Source organism: Fibrobacter sp. UBA7003 (assembly GCA_002449765.1).
Taxonomy (GTDB): Bacteria; Fibrobacterota; Fibrobacteria; order Fibrobacterales; family Fibrobacteraceae; genus Fibrobacter.
In genome coordinates this window covers 1-18,217 of sequence record DJXN01000002.1, presented here as the reverse complement: position 1 = coordinate 18,217, position 18,217 = coordinate 1, and the positions used below count along the sequence as shown (strand labels likewise).

The window sequence follows — 18,217 nt, the reverse complement described above, 5'->3', positions numbered from 1 at the left end:
CATGTCTATCGAAGAACGTTCCACGCTCGTTTTTGCGACCGGGGTCGGCCGCGTCAAGGAAGAAAAGCCGAAGGTCGAGCGCCCGCAGGGCGACGGCGTCGTGCGCATTCAGTTAAAGCGCCTCGGGGGCGGCAAGATGGCAAGCGTCGTCTCCGGAATTCCGCTTGATGAAGACGAACTCAAGGATCTGGCTCGCGGTCTCAAGCAAAAATGCGGTGTCGGAGGCTCCGTGAAGGACTTCAACATCGAAATCCAGGGCGACAAACGTAATATTTTGAAAACAGAACTGGAGAAAAAGGGCTTTACGGTCAAGCTCTCCGGTGGCTAAACACGCTGTTTTTGCCCTGCTTTGCTCTTTTTCGGGGAAAGTTGTCTATATTTTATTCCTGTAAAGGAATTAAAAGATGACAAAGACCTTTTTAAAAGTTTGTGTTGCCCTGGCTGCGGTTGTCGCTGCGGCACAGGCTCAACAATTCAGCTCGAAGTATTTTGACTGCTGGATGGAGAACGTCGCGCACGTGAATGCGGACGAAATCCAGCGCCTTGGAATCAAGACCTATGGCGATGCGTGGATTTGCGGTTGCTTCAATGTCGAGGACACCGAAGGCGAGGACTGGCAGGAGGGCGAAGTGCTCACGAAGGTGAACAAGGTCTGGGACCTGCCGCCGTTCGAAATTTATCCCTGCCGCGCGAAGGACTGCAGCGATACGAGCGAGACCTACAACAAGAGTCTCGACCTCTGCGTCGACCACCTGAACAACAGCAGCTTCAAGCTGTCCGATTTCAAGGAGGGCGGCAAGGTTCATGATGCAATCGCTCAAAAATTCCCCGAGTCCAAGAAAAAGGCGAAGAAGGGGGAGGATTCCAATCTTACCGATTTCGGCAAGTATCTCGATGAACGCAAGGACCGTTCCGATAGCGTCCTCTGCTTTTTCCAGTATCATGAACGCCCGGGGACGGAACGTTTTCTGGACTGGGACAAGAAGGGGGTTTTCAGCATCTCCGGGCTCCCCGAAAAGCTGCTGCCTGAATCCATCGGGAGTTTCCCCGACTACAGCGATGTGCGCTGCAAGGACGGAAACGAATGGTCGGGATTCCTCGTGAACGGCTACATTGAGAACGTGATGCACGTGGATGCCGAAGGCAAGTTCCACGGTCGCGAGACGGGTTACGGCAACGACCTTACGCTCCCGGCGCGTCAGGGCAAGGATTTTGGCAAGGTCCTCTATACGGTGGACTATGTCCACGGAGTCAAGAACGGTACGGCCAAGTTCTACCGCTACAGCGCGATGGACAACCTTAGCGTGACCGACAAGAAACTCCATAAGAAGCTTGAAAAGTATTACTTCCTCCATCTCGAAGTGCCTTACCGCAAGGGCGCTGTACATGGCGTAGTCAACATGTTTTCGCACAAGGGCTTCCTCATGGCCGAGATCCCCTACTGGGATAACACGATTCATGGCAGGGTCGTGGTCCACTACCCGTTTGTCGAAGACGTGAAGGCGATTGAAGCTGCCGACAAGAAGGAACTGAAGCGCATTTCCAAGATCAAGAAGAAGAAAGACAAGGAAGAGGCCATGGAAGCCTTCAACAAGATGAAGGAAGAGCGCGAGAAAAACAAGCCCAAGGACAAGGTGACCATCGATTACAAGAAGGGCAAGCTTAACGGCCCGAACGACCTCGGATACTCCTTCGGCAACTACCGCGACGGTAAACTCGATGGCAAGTACATGACCTTTGCCGTCAAGGAAACTTGCTATGAATGGATTCCGGTAAACGGGGTTGAGGGAATCGATCCCGAAACGACCAACAAGGTTTGCTTGACCGAGAAACAGGACAAAAAGAGCTGGGGCACGTTCCGCAACGGCGAACTCCAGGGCCTTATCGAATGTGCGAACGGAATCAAGGGCAAGGAGAACGTCGACTGCGACCACGCTTACTAGGCGGACTTTCGCCCCGATGACAAAACGGGCGCTTTTAGTTATATTTGTCGCGAACTTGAAAGACCGCAAGGCCTGAAGGTTGCATGCCTGGTTAGTTTAACAGGATAAAACGCGTCCCTCCTAAGGATGAGCTCCGCGTTCGAGTCGCGGACCGGGTATTACGCTGGTGGATGATTCCACCAGCGTTTTTGTTGTCATCCCCGCTATACGATACTTGGCAACTTGTTGCCATAGTAGAGTTATCCTCTTTGGGGAGAAGGCGGGCGGACAGCACTTAGAGCTATGCTCTTTAGTGCGCGTGGCCACCATGGTGGGGATCTCGCAAATTTTTTTTCTAACTTTACATCGTGAAGAAAGTTTATCTCGTTATCGTAGTTCTATTTGCTTTGTTGTTGCTGCTGCCGTTTACGGTGCAGACCGTTGTGGATTTGCGTGGCGATAAACGGTTTGTTTCTTTCGATATTTTCAAGGATGTTCTTTATACGCCGTTTGTGCGCGAGTCGCGCATGGAGATGCTTTCGGCAAGGCTCGATAGCACCTGGAGGACCGCCCGTGAATCCATTGCTGCTGGTTCGGAAACCGCGGACGCTTTGGAACCGGTCATCGGTGCGCTTTCGGATTTGGAGGCGGTCGCGCTGACCGTCAACGCGTATGCGTCGCTCGATACCGTGGAGGCGGGCTACAAGTTGCTCAAGCAGGCGGACACGCTGCTGGCAAGCCTCGAGGACGAGCCCGAAAGTTTCAAGGTCGTCGATTCAACACTCAAGGCGGTGGTGGGCGAGTTCGGGCATTTCTCTGTTGTGCGGGCAATTTCGGGTGTCAAGCATTACGGCGTATGGACGAGCCGCTACCTGCGGGCTTTCGAGAAGAAGGTTGAAGACGAGAATGCGCTGGTGCTTGCGGTGCGCCCGCGTTACCAGCTCGCGGTGTGGAATATCTTTAACGATCCGGGCGAGAAGGTGGTTCTCGGTGCGGGGGAAGACCGCTGGCTATTCTACCGGCAGGATGTGGAATTCCTGGTGCAACCGTCCCCGCTGGATGTGCGCAGTGCAAAACTGGATAACCCGATTGCAGCGATTGAAAAATTCCGCGACCAGCTGAAGGCGAAGGGCGTGGAACTCCTGGTGGTGATTACTCCGGGCAAGCCGAGCATCTATCCCGAAAGGCTGACCGGCGCATCCCCGGTCGCAGGCTTTAACAGCACAGGCCACGGCAAGGCGATTCTCGATTCGCTCGCACGGCTCGGGCTCCATACGGTGGATTTGTACACGCCGCTCCTTGCCGCGAAGGCTGACGATGCAAAACTCGGGCCGCTCTACCTGAACGACGACACGCACTGGACTCCGCGCGGAGCTGAACTTGCGGCAGGCGTGATTGCGGGCAAGGTGCGCGAGATGGCGGACGCGGGCATCGTAGATATTGGCGAACCGTCTATGGAATACGTCGCATCTGATTCCGTTGCCGACCGCATGGGCGATATTGGCGAGATGAGCGGACTCAACAAGTTCGGCGTGTTCAAAGTGCAGAAGGTAATCGGGCATGTGGTTTCCGATTCTTCACATATTCCCTTCAAGGACGATTTCCGCAAGGCAAAGATTTTGATTCTCGGAGACAGTTTCAGCCGCATTTACCAGACCGATTCGCCGGTGAACGCCGGATGGATTGCGCACTTCGCGAAGGATATGAACCGCCCGGTAGCTTCCATTGTGAGCGATGGCGGCGCTTCGACCTTGGTGCGCGAGAAACTTGCCCGCAAGGCAGGCGTACTCAAGGGCAAGAAATTGTTAATTTGGGAATTCGTGGAACGCGACCTCCGCTTCGGTGCGGAAGGTTGGAAAGACGTGGAATTATAGAGGTCTTTATGGCAAGGCATGGAACCCCCACTCCGGGGCAGGCTATTCTGGAAGGTATCGAATGGCTCAAGATGGACAAGGCCGAATTCGCGCGCCGCATCGGGGTGCCGATGGAAACGCTTGAAGGCTTGATTGCGGGAACGGTGGAAATCACCCGCGAACTTGCCGAATCGCTCGAATCCGTGACAGGTAGCCCTGCGGCCTACTGGCGCATGCTTGCGTCTAAAGCAAAGAGGAATGCATAATGAATATTACCGATGCCGTTTCTTGTATGTGCGATCTCGCGAAGGGCGAGGCGGAACAGTTTGACATTATCGCTTCGAATTCGCATTCCGAAGGCTTGTCCGTTTTCCAGGGGCAGGTGCAGAATACCGAAATTTCCGATTCCGTAGGGCTTGGCCTCCGCGTGATTAAGGATGGCCGCCCAGGCTACGCGCATACCGAACGCCTCACGAAAGAGGCGATTGCGCAGACCATCAGGGATGCCGTCTGTCATACGCAATGGACCGAGCCCGTGAATATCAAGCTTCCTTCGCCCGCCAAGATTCCGGAAGGAAACCCAAACTACAATCCTGCGCTCGAAAAGCTTTCGCTTGCAGAGCTCAAGGATTTTTGCATTGAGCTGGAAAAGGAAACATTTGCACGTTCCAAGGAAATCGTGAACATCCCTTATCTGGGGGCGGACTTGAACCGCGAAATCTCGATAGTGGCGAACAGCAACGGGCTTTTCTACACCGACAGGGATAATTCGGTTTCGGTCGGGGCGGGGGCCGTAGCCATACGCGACGGCATAAGCAAACTTGGCAATTTCGTAAAGAGCAGCCGCGACTGGAACGAAATCTCGATGAAGGAAATCGCCGACAGGGCTGCGACGTATGCAACGGAACTTTTCGGGGCAAAAAAGATAGAAGGCGGCAAGATTCCGGTAGTGTTCTCGGAACGTATTGCGGGACGCTTTATGAACATGTATGCGTCTCCGTTTATTGCGGAATCCATGCAGAAGGGAACTTCGCGCCTTGCGGACAAGGAAGGCTTGAAAATTGCTTCGGACAAGTTTTCTCTGTGGAGCGATCCGAATTCCGAAAACTTCTGCAACAAGGTCTACTTCGATTCCGAAGGCTCGCTCACGCGCCGTGTGGAAGTCGTGAAGAATGGTATTTTTAACGAGGCCCTCTACAATCTTGAAACCGCAGCCAAGGCGGGTCGGTCTTCGAGCGGGAACGCTGCGCGCGGTTTTGGTTCCAAGATGGGCACGACTTTTTGGAACATGTTTGTCCCTGCGGGTGAGGCCTCGACGGCGGAACTTCTCAAGATGTTCCCGAAGTGCCTTCTGGTCGTGCGTCTCGAAGGTGGATCCGGCTGCAGCGCCGTTTCCGGCGAGCTCAGCATAGGGGCTCACGGGTTCTGGTGCGAAAATGGCGTTGTTCAGCATCCGGTTGACGGGGTGACGCTTTCCGGGAACTTCTTCGACATCATCCAGAATGTCGTTGGTGTCGGGAACGAGTATTATGACCGTTTCTCCGGAATCAAGGTCCCCGCTCTCGCCATTTCGGAACTGGCGGTTAGCTGCTAGATTATCGTTTTGGATTGTCGGTTTAATTTTTTAAATTTACTCTCGTATGCAAATTCTTGAAAGTATGGATTATTGGTTTTGGTCCCCGCTTCTTTTTTGGGTTGGGCTTTATTTCTGGTTTTATCGAGTTTCCTACCCGACATATCTCAAGAAGCAGATGAAAAAGGGTCACAAGTGGGCGTTCGTGCCCGAATGGAAGGGCTATTGGTTTGTCTTGGATGTCGTGTGGACATTGCTTGCTGCGCTAGCGTCTGTCCTTCCGGTCGCATGGGGACTGGTGAAACTGGGCGATTTGCCGTGGTTCTACGGCTTTGCTTCCGTCCCCCTGTTTTTGCTCTTGGGCTTAGTCCTTTGCGGCATGGCAAAACGCCGGACGGGGGAGCTTTTCCAGTCTGCATATTTCCTTGAATACCGCAAGGTGCGCTACGAGACCGAGATCAAGGGCAATTTCCGCAGCGAGGCCGATGTCCACAACCGTACCATCTGGAGCTTTACCAAGAAGCTCAAGAATGCAGAAGCGCACGGACGTCTTTGGAAATATGTGAACGCCATGGCGAAAACCAAAAAGATTCCGCCCGACGTATATGCGGAGACCACCTATGTCTAAGAATATTTTGGACACGCTCGGAATGGGCGAGGAAGTTTTGGACGGGAAAAAGGCCTGGCAATATGCCGAGGAGATTTTGCTTCTCGTATCGAGGACGTTTGCGCTCAACATCAACGTGTTGAAGGGAAAACTCCACAAGAGCATCCTGCTTGCCTACCTTTACCTCCGCATTGCCGATACGGTGGAAGACGACCCCGACATGAACGCATCCGAGAAGGAAGAATTGCTCGGGCTGTTTGCCGACATTTTCCGCACTCCCGACTTGAAGGAGGAGGCTGTTATCGCATTCGAGGCGGCGCTCCCCGAAAGCTGGCGCAAGTCCGAACACCCCTACATGAACCTCTGTCTGCATACGCATGTGGTGGTGCCTCTGTTGAAGGAATTGCCGGAGGTCTATGCGGCTCCGGTCCGCGATGTCACTATCGAGATGTGCCGCGGCATGGCGAAGTTTGCCTTGCGTCAGGAGGCGGCGCTGAGTTCGGGATGGTTTACGCTCGAAAGCGTCGCCGATCTGGACGAATACTGCTACTATGTGGCGGGTATCGTCGGAAAGCTGCTCACGAACTTGTTCGCTGCGGATACGTGCCTGATTGGAGACGCCCGCAAGGCTCAAATGCAAAAGCTCGATGTGAGCTTCGGGCTTGCGCTCCAGGTCGCAAACATCGTGAAGGACTGCGTGGAGGATTCTGCACGTCGCGTGTGCTTTGTTCCCGAAGAAATCTGCCGCCGTCATGGCTTTGCGCATTCATACGAGATGTTTGTTGCTCCGGCCGGTGTTTCTGAGGAAGTGAGGGCCGATTTTGATGCACGCCGCGCTGCCGTGATGGGCGAACTTGTCAAGAAGGCGTGGAAGCATCTGGACGATGCGATTGCCTATACGAAGCTTGTGCCGAACTTGAAGATGCGCACGAGGCTCTTCTGCCTTTGGCCGCTGTTCATGGCTGCCGAAAACATGAAGCTCATTGGTGACGGCTCGGGGCTTTTCGTTTCGGACAAGAAGATGAAGATTTCGCGAGATACGGTGAAGAAGATTATCAAGTCTACTTCGACGCATTTTTATTCGGACGGGTGGATTGAAAAATCCTACAGCAACTTGAAGAAGGAGGCGGGCGTCTAGTCGCCCGGTGTATTGATGAAGTTCTATAACAAGTGGCCGTTCCATATTGGTGTAATCGTTTTTAGCATTGTGGCAGACCAGCTCACGAAACTGTGGGCGCTTGCCCGGTTCACGAACGAGACGGGTGCGCCGAACCATGATTTTATCAACGTGATTGGTGAATTTGTGCGCTTCCAGCTGGTCTTTAACAAGGGGGCCGCGTTCAGCAGCCGTCCGCAGGACTTGATGCCGTTCTTGCCTCCTTGGCTGTTCTTCTTGCTGATTTCGGTTGTCGCGACTGTTGTGCTTTTATGGTTTTACAAGTCCATCGACAAGCGCGACTGGATGAGTCGCTTGGGCGTGGTGATGATTCTCGGCGGAGCCGTCGGAAACTTCATCGACCGCATGCGCCTCGGCATGGTTGTCGATTTTATCGATTGCGACTTGCCCGACTTTATCATGACACGTTTCCCGACGTTCAACGTCGCGGATTCCTTCGTTACGGTAGGTGTTGCCATCGTGATTCTGTCGCCTGTTGTTTTGAAGAAACTGCATAAGCAGATCAAGGAAGAAAAGGAAATAGAGAAACAGAAACTTGCCGATTCCAAGGCGCCCGAAGCTAACCAGGAATCGCAGGTGTCTGATGCAACCGAGCCGAAGGATTAGGCATGAACTACCTCGTACAAGAAAAACATTCCGGCGAGCGCATCGACAAGTTCCTTGTCGGCGCAATGGAGAACGTTTCCCGTACCGACGTGCAGAAGTTGATTGCCGCGGGGGAGGTGAAAGTCGGCGGTGCTCCGGCTTCCAAGAATTTCCGCGTGGAGACCGGCATGGTCGTCGTCGTGGAAAAACTTATCGAGAAGCCTTCGAGTACGCTCGAACCCGAGGATATCCCGCTAGACATCGTGTACGAGGACGAGGACATTGTCGTGCTGAACAAGCCGCGCAACCTGGTGGTGCATCCGGGGAGCGGTGTGAGCAAGGGAACGCTTGCCGCAGGGCTCCTGCACCATTTCAAGGACAATCTCTCGGCAGTCAACGGCCCGCTTCGTCCAGGTATCGTGCACCGCCTGGACAAGGATACGCCGGGCCTCATGGTGGTGGCTAAAAACGACGCCGCCCACAGGCATTTGGCGCACCAGCTCGAAACCCGCACGCTGCACCGCACGTACAACGCCCTCGTGTGGGGCTGCCCGCGCGATTTGGAAGGCTGCATTGATGCCCCTATCGGGCGTAACCCGAAAAATCGCCTGAAGATGGCGGTGGTGAAGGGTGGCAGGGAAAGCCGTACGCATTTTGTTGCAAAGCAGTTCTTTGCGATTGCTACTTTGCTCGAACTGCAGCTCGAATCGGGCCGCACGCACCAGATTCGCGTGCATACCCGCTATACGGGCCACCCGGTGGTAGGCGACCCGCTGTATGACGGCCGCGAGGAAAGCTTGAATCGTGTGCCGCCCCTGATGAAGGAAATCGCGGAGAAAATGTTGGAAATAGCTCCGGCGCAGCTCCTGCAGGCGGTGAAGATTGAACTCATCCACCCGCGGACAGGCAAGAAGATGAAGTTCAAGGTTCCGATGGAAGAACCTTTCGCGAAGGTGCTGAAACTCCTGAAGAAGGAATGCCCGGCAGATGCGCCCGTGTTCGACGAGGAAGAAGGATTCCATGAGTTTGATGCGGACATCCGCTTTGACGAAGGTTTCGATGACGAACTCGATGAGGAATCGCTCGACAAGTTCGATGAATGCGTCTTCCCGGAGCTGAAGGAGCGTAAAACCCGCGCCCAGCGTCATGCAGAGAAGGCTGCTACGGCCGCGCAGCGCAGGGCGAAGGCCGCTGAACGCAAACTCATCAGGCAGATGAAGTCCGCGCGTCGTAAAGGGATTTCTGCCGAGGACTTCGTGGAACCCGGTTACGAACCCACGATTGACCCGGATTTGCTTTAGTTTTTAAGGTCTTGGACGATGACTGATTCATATTTCTTTATCGGTGTTGCGGGCGTGGGCATGAGTGCCATCGCGCAGTACTTGGCGGGCAAGGGCGTCGCGGTGAGCGGGTCCGACCGTCAGTTCGGTGAATTCCTTGCGGGCAAGTGCGAAAAGCCGCTCGTGATGGGTCAGCTCGAAGATTGCGGAATCAAGTGCTTTGCGCAGGACGGCTCGGGCATTGTCGCGGGCCTCTCTGCCGTGGTGGTGAGTACTGCCATTGAGGATACGAACCCCGACTTGAAGCGTGCGAAGGAACTCGGCGTCCCCGTGATGCACCGTAGCGAGATGCTCGCGAAGATTTCGAAGGAAGCCCGCACGATTGCGGTGAGCGGAACGAGCGGTAAAAGCACCGTGACCGCGATGATTTACCATATTCTGGAATACGCCGGACTCCAGCCCTCCGTGATGACGGGGGCGGGCCTCGTGAACCTGCAGGCGCAGGGCAAGATCGGTAACGCCGTGAGCGGCAAGGGCGAGTGGCTCGTGGTGGAAGCCGACGAGAGCGACGGAACCCTCGTGCGCTACGAGCCGGAAATCGGCCTGATTCTCAATGTGGACAAGGACCACAAGGAAATGGACGAACTGCAGGAAATCTTCCTTAAGTTCAGCCACAATATCCTGGACAACGGAAAAATTCTCATCGTGAACGATGCGCACCCGCTGGCAAAGAAGTTCAGCGCGGGTCGCGAATTCGATTTCGGGTTCGAGAACTACGTGGGCGTGCAGGGTACGGACTTCAAGACCGCGGGTACGCATATCAAGTTCCGCGTGCGCCATAAGGCGGAACTCGTGAATTTCGAGGTGCCGCTCCCGGGCAAGCACAACATGGAAAATGCGCTTGCGGCGACCGCCGCCGCGCTTCGCGCCGGAGTGTCGCTCCATACGTGTGCCGACGCGCTTGCAACGTTCCCGGGCGTGTTCCGCCGCCATCAGATTTTAGGAACGTTCAATGGCGTTACCCTCGTGGATGACTTCGCGCATAACCCGGCAAAGATTGCGGCAAGCATCAGGAGTGCGCAGGACTTTACCGAGGGCCGCGTGATTGCCTGGTTCCAACCGCACGGCTTTGGGCCCACGCGTTTTTTGCGGCATGACCTCGTGGAATTCATCGCGAAGACGCTCCGCCCGAAGGATTTTGACTTCGATCGCGACAACGACATGATGTTCTTCAGCGAGATCTACTATGCGGGCGGTACCGTCACGCGCGATATAAGTGCGGGCGACCTTGCAGACGACCTCTTGCTGAAGGGCTGCGAGGCCATCTACATCGAGAACCGTGACGAATGCGCGAAGAAGATGGTGGAATGCGCCCAGCCCGGCGACACCATCTTGCTGATGGGAGCTCGCGACCCGAGTTTGCAGGCGTATGCGCAATCGGTACAGAAACTCCTTGAAAACAAATAAAGATCCCCACCTTTCGTCCACAAAGTGGATAACTCAACTAGGGCAACAAGTTGCCAAGTTTCGTATAGCGGGGATGACATTCAATGAACTGAAGCTTTGGCGGCTCTTTTTTCGATTACAGTAAATTGAACTTGCCGCCGCCGAGATTCTGACAGACGCGGTTCCTTCCGTTTTCTTTAGCCTGATAGACCGCCTGGTCGGCGCGTTCGATGAGGCTTGCGACGGTGTCCCCGTCAACGCGTTCGGCAAAGCCGATGCTCACCGTAACAGGGATGACGTTTCCGTCGGGGAGCACCACGCTCATGTTTTCCATGTTGCTGCGGATGCGTTCGGCGATAACCTTCGCGTTTTCGGTCGTGGTTCCGGGGAGGAATACGGTAAATTCTTCGCCGCCGTAGCGCACGGGCATGTCGGAGGGGCGGAGGCTGTGCACTAGGGTCCTTGCTACAGAGATAAGCACCTGGTCACCGGCGAGGTGGCCGTAGGTGTCGTTCACGTTCTTGAAGTGGTCGACATCGATCATGAACGCGGTGAGCGAGAAGTTGCCAATGTTGCTGCGGTTGATTTCGCGCGTGTACATCTCTTCGAGCCAGCGGCGGTTGTGGAGCCCGGTCATGGGGTCGATTTTCGCGAATTCTTCCATGCAGCGGATGTGGTACTGTTCCTCGCAGACGACCTTGTTGTTGTTGCGGAGCCTCTGGCTCAGGATATGCAGGAAGTTCAGGCAAAGTTGGTGTGATGCGTGGACCATGACCGTTGCCACGTCTGCCGGGATGATAAGGAGCTTGCTTTTTTCCTTGGCGCTTACGGTTGCGCTAGGCTTGATGTCGTCGAAGATGGACATTTCCCCGGCGCAGTGTCCGGGTTTGATGGTGTCGGTGAATTCTCCGCCCTGGGATTCGAGCTTGACTTCGAGAAGGCCTTCCAGGAGGATAATCAGGCGTTGATTCTCGAGTTCCGGGTAGATGAGCTTGGTTCCCGGTTCGACAATTTCAGTCGAGCAGGAAAGGAGATAGCCCGCCAGTTTTTCGAACTGCACGTTCTTGAAGATATCCAGATTGTAGAAGGTATTTCTGGAAATGGGTAGTGTTTCGAGTTCGTCGTAGTTCATAGGATTATTATATATTTTATTTTGCGATATAGAATAGCATGGTATATAAAAATAGGCTTTAAATTGAAAAAAATACTTTTGAAATCGGCCCTGGTCGAGACGGAATGCGATAAAACGTCGCGAAAGGACATTGTTATAGGGGACGGGCGGTTCCTGAAAATAGCGGATGCGGCTGCTCCGGCAGATGCCGATGGGGCCGAAATTGTCGATTGCTCGCATTTTGCCGTGCTCCCGGCGTTTTACAACGGGCACACGCATGCGGCCATGACCCTTTTGCGCGGGTATGCCGATGATATGCCGCTCCAGAAGTGGCTGCAGGAATACATCTGGCCGTTCGAGGCCAAACTTACGGGTGACGATATCGACGTGGCTTGTCGACTTGCCCTTCTCGAGATGATTAAGTCGGGTACGGTTTTCTTTGCCGACATGTACTGGCATCGCGAACGTACCATCAAGGTTGTCGGGGAGATGGGCATACGTGCTGCAGTGGGCGTGACGTTTGCGGAATCTCTCATGTCGCCAGAAGCGATTGAGGGCAATTTCAAGTTCCTTGCCGCGCATACCGGTGAATCGGAACGCGTGCGCCTTGCGGTTGCCCCGCATTCCGTATACACAGTGGGCGAGACGCTGCTGAAGCGCTGTGCCGACTTTGCCCGTTCCGAAAATTTCATGGTCCATACGCACCTCTCCGAAACGAAAAAGGAACTGGAAGATTGCGAAAGGCAGTACGGGTGCAGTCCGGTCCGCCTGCTGGAACGTGCGGGAATGCTCGGTTCGAACCTCGCTGCGGCGCATTGCGTTCATCTCTCGGATGACGACATGAAGGCATTCGTGGATTCGGGCGCGACGGCGGTATTGAACCCGAATTCGAACTTGAAACTTGCAAGCGGTATCCCGCCGATTGACCGCCTGTTGCGTGCCGGTGCAAATGTCGCCCTCGGTACGGACGGCGATTCTTCGAACAACAACCTCGACATGCACGAGGAGATGAAGCTTGCGGCGTTGCTTGCGAAAGTGCAGGGCGGTGCCGAAACTTTGCCTGCGCACGACGCGCTTAGAATGGCGACGGTGAACTCTGCGCGCGCCTACGGGCTAATGGATGCCGGCGAAATCAAGGAAGGCTACCTCGCGGATTGCCTGCTGGTCGACCTGAAGAACGAGCGGATGGTGCCTGGTCACAACCTGGTAAGTAACTGGGTGTACGCTGCCGACAGCAGTTGCATCGATTCGGTTATCTGTAACGGAAAGTTCGTAATGCGTGGCCGCCACGTGGATGGCGAAGAAGAAATTGTGCGTGAAGCCGAAGCCTGTGCGAAACGGCTAGCCTATTAAGGCGTGCCGCTTACTTGTCCGCCTTTTCCTTGACCTTGGAAACGGCGGAGTCTTTTTTTGCGTCAATCTTCTTGACTAGGGAATCCTTCTTTTCTTCGATTGCCTTTACGGCGGCTTCCTTGGCCTGCTCTGCGGCCTGGACGGAGGATTCCTTGACCTTTTCGACGGCTTTGTTCGTTAATTCGTTGCTGAGCTTCTTTGCCCTTTCTTCGGCCATTCCCACGAGGTCAACTTCCTTGGACGAGAATCCGAACAATTCGATGTTCCTTTTGTAAAGGCTGTAGGCGATAGCGTCGTTGCGAGCCTCGCGCAGGTCGCCGGAAACGGGCAGGATGTGGAGGATGGTCAGCAATACGAAACAGATGAGCCATCCCTTGCATAAACCCAGGATGCCGCCAAGGATGCGGTTTGCTTTTCCGAGCGAGGTGTCCTTGATTTTTTTTTCGAAGAAATGCCCGACGACGAACAAGGTGAGAAACGGGATGAGGAACCCGAGGCAGATGCAGACAATCCTGACGGTGAAACTGCCGATTTGCAGGTTGGACGCAATGGTGTTTCCCAGGAGGTCGTACGAGAAATATGCGCCGGCGATGGCGGTGGCCCAGGCGAGCACGCGGAACAACCCTTTCAGGAAACCGCGCCACACACCGATGAGTGTCAAGACGAGAATGCAAATGAGGCTGAATATGTCAATCCAATTCATAGTGACCTTTAAGTTCTTTTAGATGCTTGAAATGAGCAAGAATGCGCCTGCTGTAACTGCGATGGAGGACAGTGCGGTAATCGCGATAATCAGTTTGGACCTGTTTGCATATGTTTCCGGCTCGATGGTTGTTTTTTCGCCCTTCATGGTGGAGTTGACCCAGTCGGCGAGGTAGGGGGTAAGGTCGCGCGGGTAAATTCGCATGATGCGGCTGAGCTCTGCGGCTGCGTCGGCTGCCGAAAGAGGCCTCTTGGAGGGCTTCTTTTCAAGAAGACGCGTGATGAGCTTTACCAGTTCCTTTGGTGTGTCCGGCGGGAAAGCCTTTTTGCCAATGACCATCCTGCGGATATTCTGGAATGTCTCGTTTAGCGACTGTCCGCGGAATACGTTCTCGCCAAGGAGCATCTCGCTTGCGATGATGCCCATGCTGAAAAGGTCAGAAGCGGGCGTGGCTTCGTCTCCGACGGTCTGTTCGGGACTCATGTAGGCGCCGGTGCCGATTTGCGAGCCTGCCATGGTGAGCGTCATGTCGTCTTCGTAGCGCTTGTCGACGTGTGCGACGCCGAAATCGAGCAGGCGGATTCGGCCGTCGCGGTCAATCATCATGTTCGCGGGTTTCAGGTCGCGGTGGACGATGCCCGCACGGTGCACGGCGCTCAATGCGAGGAATATCTCGTGGAGGATCGCCATCACGACCCATACGGGCGGACGCTTGCACACATCGAGGATTTCGCGCAGGTTCTTTCCCATCACGAATTCCATCGAAAGCGAAAGCTGGCCGTCGGCTTCTTTCCAGAGGGCGTAAGGAACGACGATGGCGGGGTGGTTGAGGTGGGCGAGGATGGTCGCCTCCTGCTGGAAGCGGTAGATGAAGGAATCCTGGTCCAGAAGCTTCGGGACCATCTGCTTCACGATGACCATGCGGTCGAGCGACTCGTCGTGACAGAGCCATACGTTTCCCATGGCTCCGTGCCCGAGCATCTGCGTCGGCGTGTAGCCTCCGATTCGCTTCGGCAATGCGTCCTTTGTCTTTTTTGCCACAGCCATCTTGTCTGCCCTACTTCTTGTCGTTCAGGTAAATCGTGTGGTGTTTCGTTTTCGGGTCGGGATTCGGGTAATCGAGGATGTAGTGTAGTCCGCGAGATTCCTTGCGGTGGAGCGCCGCAATCAGGATCATCTTCGAAACCTGGAGAGCGTTCAGGAATTCGATGAAGTAGAAGTTGTCCGTCTCCTTGTTCTTGACGGCGGCGTCCACGTCCTTTTCAAGCCCTTCGATAATTTTGAGTCCCTGGTTGAGTCCTGCGACGGTGCGGACGATTCCGCAGTGTGTCCACATTGTATCCTGGAGGATTTTTTTGCGCTTGTGCCAGTAGGCGCCCTTCGTGAAGGTGACGTGCTCTTTCTTGTTGGATTTTTTCACGTCGATCTTCGCATTGAGAAGTCCGCTTTCGAGGATGTTGTCGACGGCGCGGATGGCAAAGACGACGCTTTCGAGAAGCGAATTCGAGGCGAGACGGTTTGCGCCGTGGACGCCCGTCGCGGCGACTTCGCCGCAGGCGTACAGGCCCTTGATCTCGGTCCTCGACCAAGTATCGACCAGTACGCCTCCGCACATGTAATGTGCGGCGGGCACCACGGGAATCCACTCCTTCGTGATGTCGATGCCTGCGTCGAGGCACTTCGCGTAGATGTTCGGGAAGTGGCTCTTGATATCCTTCGGGGTGCGGCCCGAGAGGTCGATAAACATGTTGGGCTTGCCGAGCCGTTGCATCTCGCTGTGTATGGCGCGGGCCACGATGTCACGCGGCGCGAGCGAATGGAGCGGGTGCACCTGGTTCATGAATTCTTCGCCCTTGTAGTTCTTGAGGATGCCGCCGAATCCGCGCACCGCTTCCGAAATCAGGAAGGGCTTCTTGAGTTGCGGGGCGTAGAGGCTTGTCGGGTGGAACTGCATGAACTCGATATCCTGCAGGCCGGCGCCTGCACGGGCCGCAATCGCCATGCCGTCGCCACAGCTGTCGGGCGGGCAAACGGTGTACTGCCAGATACGGCCAGCACCGCCGGTCGAAAGGATGGAAGCCTTTGCAAGCAGGTCTTCGACAAGGCCCGTCTTCTGGTGGATGATCTTTGCACCCACGCAGCGCTTGTTCTTGCCTTCGCCCTTGCAGATGAGGTCCTTGATGTAGCAGTTCTCGATGTAATGGATGTTCTTGTGCTTGTGGAGCTCGGCGAGGAGCGCCCGCATGATTTCCTTGCCGGTGAGGTCCGCCGCATGCAAGATGCGGTGGTGGCTGTGGCCGCCTTCGAGGTGCAGGTCGAACTGTGTCTTGTCGGCGGGCGAGGGGGTGAACTGCACGCCCCACTTGACGAGTTGCTTGATGGTCGCGGGTCCGCTCTTGGTGAGGATGTTCACCGGCTCTTTTTTGCAGAGGCCGGCTCCCGCTTCGAGCGTGTCGTCAATATGGAACTTGAACTTGTCTGTCTTTTCGGTGACGGTCGCGATGCCGCCCTGTGCGTAGTTCGATGAACCATCCGGCTTTGCGCCCTTTGTTAAAATAACGACCGAGAGGCCTTTTTCTGCCGCGTGGATGGCGGCGGAGAGGCCGGAAATGCCGGCCCCGAGGACTAGAATATCGTACATGACCAAACTCCGTTGGTTGGTTTTATGTCCCAACGATAGAAAAAAAGAGCCTTCTTGATTATATATCGCATTTATTTGTTATATTTTGCCCCGACAAAAATTTCTATGGAGTCTAATCTATGTTAACGTGGATTAATGAAAAAGCTAAATGGGTCATCGTCATTTTCGCGGTGGGTATCGCTGTCGGTCTTCTTGCCATGGACCGCGTCCCCAAGACGGCGCAGAGCTATCCGATTGTGGAAGTGAACGGCCACAAGGTGTCTTCTGTCGAATTTGATACCCGTATCAAGATGATTCAGCAGAACCAGAATGGCGAACAGCATCTCGATGACGAACAGTATGCCCAGCTTCGTAATGATGTCCTTCGCTCTTTCGTCCGTCAGATCCTGCAGGACGAACAGATTGAAAAAGCCGGACTGGCAGCCTCGGTTGTTGAACTCAAGGCCGAATTCAAGAACAATTCCAATGCTGTCCGTAGCCGCTTGGTGCAGGAAGCCCAGTACCGTCTTGCCGCTATCCAGCAGCAGGCGACTTCCCAGGAAGACTTGATGCAGCGCAGCCAGGCCTACATCGCCAGTCTTCCCAAGTTCATGGTCGATACCGCGGCCACCAAGGAAGATTACGAAGCTTGGCTCGAAACTCCCGAAGCTTTCAAGTGGGGCTCGATGCTCCAGATTGAAGAAGAACTCAAGACCAAGAGCGTTCCGATGCGTCAACTTCAAGTGCTGGTCGGGGCTTCCGTCCATCCGACTTCGCTCGAAGCCAAGTGGTCGGCCAACCGCCGCCTGACCGATTTCGATGTTGATATCGCTTTCGCTTCCAATAGCGATTTTGCCGTTGCCGACGATGTCGTCGATACCGCCATGGTGAAGGGCTACTTCAACGCTCACCAGGATAGCTTCTTTGTCGAAAACGATGCCGTGAAGTTCAATTACGTCGTGCTTCCTGTTGCGGCGACCGCCGGTGACGAGGAACGCATCCGCGAATACGCGATGACGATTTACTTCCAGCTTGCCGACACGTCCTCGACGGCTGATTTCGAAGAAATGGCCCGCATCTCTTCCGAGGACCCGGGCAGCGCAGCCAACGGCGGCATCCTGGATCAGCCCGCTGGCAAGGGCCTCTTCGTGCCTGAATTCGAAAAGGCCGCTCTCGCCCTTGATTCCGGTGCCATTTCCGAACCGGTTCGTTCCCAGTATGGCTACCATATCATCAAGAGCTTCGGCAAGACGACGGATTCTACCGGTGCCGTGACGGCCAAGGTCGGCCACATCCTGCTTGTCGTGAACGCATCCTCCGAAACGATTGACAGTCTCGAACGCATCCTGACGGGGATCAAGACCGAAGTCGATGCCGGAAAGGATTTTGCCGCTGCCGCCAAGGAACGCGGACTTGAAGTCAAGGAATCTGAATGGATTGGCCACAACGGAAGCATTTCCGCTGTCGGATACCTGAGGGGTCTTGTCTCGTATGCTTGGCCCAACGAAAACCTCCCGGACGAAAGCGGAATCGCTTCTCCGGTTCTCAAGAACAGCAAGTATGTCGCTTTGGCTGTGAAGGCTAAGGAACTCAAGGCTGGTACCCGCGATCTGGATATGCATTTCGATGCTATCAAGAACAACCTGAAGGCCAAGAAGTCTGCCGCTGCCGCTGCCGCCTATCTCAACTCTGTCGCCGCCAAGGTGAAGGAATGGAAGGGCGCTGCCGATTCTACAAAGATCGAGAAGGTTAGCCTCCAGAACCAGAAGTCTTCTGCTGAAGGTTTCGTTCCCGGATTCGGTTATGCGAGCACGAACCTCTACAAGGTGCTCAATGGCCAGAAGGTTGGCGAATGGGGCCCGGTCATCGAAACGGAACTCGGTGCTGTCATGGTCCGCGTGAACAACAAGATCGAACCGGAAGCCTCCGCTGTCGAAACGGCCGTCAAGGACGAAGTTGAAAACAGCAGCCGTTTCGTCGGCATGAC

Annotated in this window: 16 protein-coding genes and 1 tRNA gene; 13 read left to right on the top strand and 4 right to left on the bottom strand. The window is 54.9% G+C overall.

The genetic code is table 11. From position 1 onward, the window contains the following. Nucleotide 1 precedes the first annotated feature (1 nt). From B2952_RS00565 to B2952_RS00515, 11 genes are all read left to right on the top strand, one after another. Nucleotides 2–328 carry a stress response translation initiation inhibitor YciH gene (locus tag B2952_RS00565; protein ID WP_290727149.1) on the top strand — a complete coding sequence of 109 codons (327 nt, stop codon included), beginning with the start codon at nucleotides 2–4 and terminating at the stop codon, nucleotides 326–328. Between the two features lie 76 nt (nucleotides 329–404). Then, nucleotides 405–1,943 carry a hypothetical protein gene (locus B2952_RS00560; RefSeq protein WP_290736057.1) on the top strand — a complete coding sequence of 513 codons (1,539 nt, stop codon included), beginning with the start codon at nucleotides 405–407 and terminating at the stop codon, nucleotides 1,941–1,943. An 85-nt stretch (nucleotides 1,944–2,028) separates the two neighbouring features. Next, nucleotides 2,029–2,101 (top strand) — tRNA-Arg (locus tag B2952_RS00555). Between the two features lie 189 nt (nucleotides 2,102–2,290). Beyond that, nucleotides 2,291–3,796 (top strand): alginate O-acetyltransferase AlgX-related protein, encoded by a 1,506-nt coding sequence (locus B2952_RS00550; RefSeq protein ID WP_290736054.1) that lies wholly within the window; start codon nucleotides 2,291–2,293, stop codon nucleotides 3,794–3,796. 8 nt (nucleotides 3,797–3,804) lie between these two features. Further along, on the top strand, nucleotides 3,805–4,041 hold the full coding sequence (locus tag B2952_RS00545) for a helix-turn-helix transcriptional regulator (protein ID WP_173365455.1): 237 nt from the start codon (nucleotides 3,805–3,807) through the stop codon (nucleotides 4,039–4,041). After that, a complete protein-coding gene (locus tag B2952_RS00540) occupies nucleotides 4,041–5,369 on the top strand; it encodes a TldD/PmbA family protein (protein ID WP_173381508.1) in 1,329 nt (442 codons plus the stop codon). Before B2952_RS00545 ends, B2952_RS00540 begins: the two co-directional genes overlap by 1 nt. A 157-nt stretch (nucleotides 5,370–5,526) precedes the next feature. Further along, nucleotides 5,527–5,976: a hypothetical protein gene (locus B2952_RS00535; RefSeq protein WP_173381509.1), complete on the top strand. Its 450-nt coding sequence runs from the start codon at nucleotides 5,527–5,529 to the stop codon at nucleotides 5,974–5,976. After that, entirely contained in the window at nucleotides 5,969–7,093 is a 1,125-nt protein-coding gene (locus tag B2952_RS00530; protein WP_290736048.1) for a squalene/phytoene synthase family protein, read from the top strand. Before B2952_RS00535 ends, B2952_RS00530 begins: the two co-directional genes overlap by 8 nt. A gap of 15 nt (nucleotides 7,094–7,108) precedes the next feature. Further along, nucleotides 7,109–7,738: a signal peptidase II gene (gene lspA, locus B2952_RS00525; RefSeq protein ID WP_290728132.1), complete on the top strand. Its 630-nt coding sequence runs from the start codon at nucleotides 7,109–7,111 to the stop codon at nucleotides 7,736–7,738. Between the two features lie 2 nt (nucleotides 7,739–7,740). Then, nucleotides 7,741–9,018: an RluA family pseudouridine synthase gene (locus B2952_RS00520; RefSeq protein ID WP_290728130.1), complete on the top strand. Its 1,278-nt coding sequence runs from the start codon at nucleotides 7,741–7,743 to the stop codon at nucleotides 9,016–9,018. Between the two features lie 18 nt (nucleotides 9,019–9,036). Continuing rightward, nucleotides 9,037–10,464, top strand: coding sequence for a UDP-N-acetylmuramate--L-alanine ligase (locus tag B2952_RS00515; RefSeq protein ID WP_290727159.1), 1,428 nt, complete (start codon nucleotides 9,037–9,039; stop codon nucleotides 10,462–10,464). A 115-nt stretch (nucleotides 10,465–10,579) separates the two neighbouring features. Here the strand turns inward: B2952_RS00515 and B2952_RS00510 are convergent, their stop codons facing one another. Continuing rightward, nucleotides 10,580–11,575: a diguanylate cyclase gene (locus B2952_RS00510; protein ID WP_290728128.1), complete on the bottom strand. Its 996-nt coding sequence runs from the start codon at nucleotides 11,573–11,575 to the stop codon at nucleotides 10,580–10,582. Between the two features lie 63 nt (nucleotides 11,576–11,638). Here B2952_RS00510 and B2952_RS00505 point away from each other — a divergent pair, with 63 nt between their 5' ends. Beyond that, nucleotides 11,639–12,907, top strand: coding sequence for an amidohydrolase (locus B2952_RS00505; RefSeq protein WP_290781455.1), 1,269 nt, complete (start codon nucleotides 11,639–11,641; stop codon nucleotides 12,905–12,907). Nucleotides 12,908–12,917: 10 nt separating this feature from the next. On the opposite strand, the gene B2952_RS00500 is transcribed toward B2952_RS00505, so the two are convergent. From B2952_RS00500 to nadB, 3 genes are read right to left on the bottom strand one after another with little or no spacing between them, the layout of a single operon-like run. Beyond that, the gene (locus B2952_RS00500; protein WP_173381512.1) at nucleotides 12,918–13,610 is read right to left on the bottom strand and encodes a CvpA family protein; all 693 of its coding nucleotides are present in this window, start codon (nucleotides 13,608–13,610) and stop codon (nucleotides 12,918–12,920) included. 18 nt (nucleotides 13,611–13,628) lie between these two features. Beyond that, entirely contained in the window at nucleotides 13,629–14,657 is a 1,029-nt protein-coding gene (locus B2952_RS00495; protein ID WP_290736045.1) for a serine/threonine-protein kinase, read from the bottom strand. 10 nt (nucleotides 14,658–14,667) lie between these two features. Further along, nucleotides 14,668–16,251, bottom strand: coding sequence for an L-aspartate oxidase (gene nadB / locus B2952_RS00490; protein ID WP_290728122.1), 1,584 nt, complete (start codon nucleotides 16,249–16,251; stop codon nucleotides 14,668–14,670). A 119-nt stretch (nucleotides 16,252–16,370) separates the two neighbouring features. Between nadB and B2952_RS00485 the strand changes: the two genes are divergently transcribed. Beyond that, nucleotides 16,371–18,217: peptidylprolyl isomerase (locus B2952_RS00485; protein WP_290736042.1), on the top strand; the 1,847-nt coding region annotated here is incomplete at its 3' end.

Bases quoted from the DNA above. Each gene is read 5' to 3' on its own strand.
- B2952_RS00565 (WP_290727149.1), top strand. From the start codon at position 2: ATGTCTATCGAAGAACGTTCCACGCTCGTTTTTGCGACCGGGGTCGGC.
- B2952_RS00560 (WP_290736057.1), top strand. From the start codon at position 405: ATGACAAAGACCTTTTTAAAAGTTTGTGTTGCCCTGGCTGCGGTTGTC.
- B2952_RS00545 (WP_173365455.1), top strand. From the start codon at position 3,805: ATGGCAAGGCATGGAACCCCCACTCCGGGGCAGGCTATTCTGGAAGGT.
- B2952_RS00540 (WP_173381508.1), top strand. From the start codon at position 4,041: ATGAATATTACCGATGCCGTTTCTTGTATGTGCGATCTCGCGAAGGGC.
- B2952_RS00535 (WP_173381509.1), top strand. From the start codon at position 5,527: ATGAAAAAGGGTCACAAGTGGGCGTTCGTGCCCGAATGGAAGGGCTAT.
- B2952_RS00530 (WP_290736048.1), top strand. From the start codon at position 5,969: ATGTCTAAGAATATTTTGGACACGCTCGGAATGGGCGAGGAAGTTTTG.
- lspA (WP_290728132.1), top strand. From the start codon at position 7,109: ATGAAGTTCTATAACAAGTGGCCGTTCCATATTGGTGTAATCGTTTTT.
- B2952_RS00520 (WP_290728130.1), top strand. From the start codon at position 7,741: ATGAACTACCTCGTACAAGAAAAACATTCCGGCGAGCGCATCGACAAG.
- B2952_RS00515 (WP_290727159.1), top strand. From the start codon at position 9,037: ATGACTGATTCATATTTCTTTATCGGTGTTGCGGGCGTGGGCATGAGT.
- B2952_RS00510 (WP_290728128.1), bottom strand. From the start codon at position 11,575: ATGAACTACGACGAACTCGAAACACTACCCATTTCCAGAAATACCTTC.
- B2952_RS00500 (WP_173381512.1), bottom strand. From the start codon at position 13,610: ATGAATTGGATTGACATATTCAGCCTCATTTGCATTCTCGTCTTGACA.
- B2952_RS00495 (WP_290736045.1), bottom strand. From the start codon at position 14,657: ATGGCTGTGGCAAAAAAGACAAAGGACGCATTGCCGAAGCGAATCGGA.
- nadB (WP_290728122.1), bottom strand. From the start codon at position 16,251: ATGTACGATATTCTAGTCCTCGGGGCCGGCATTTCCGGCCTCTCCGCC.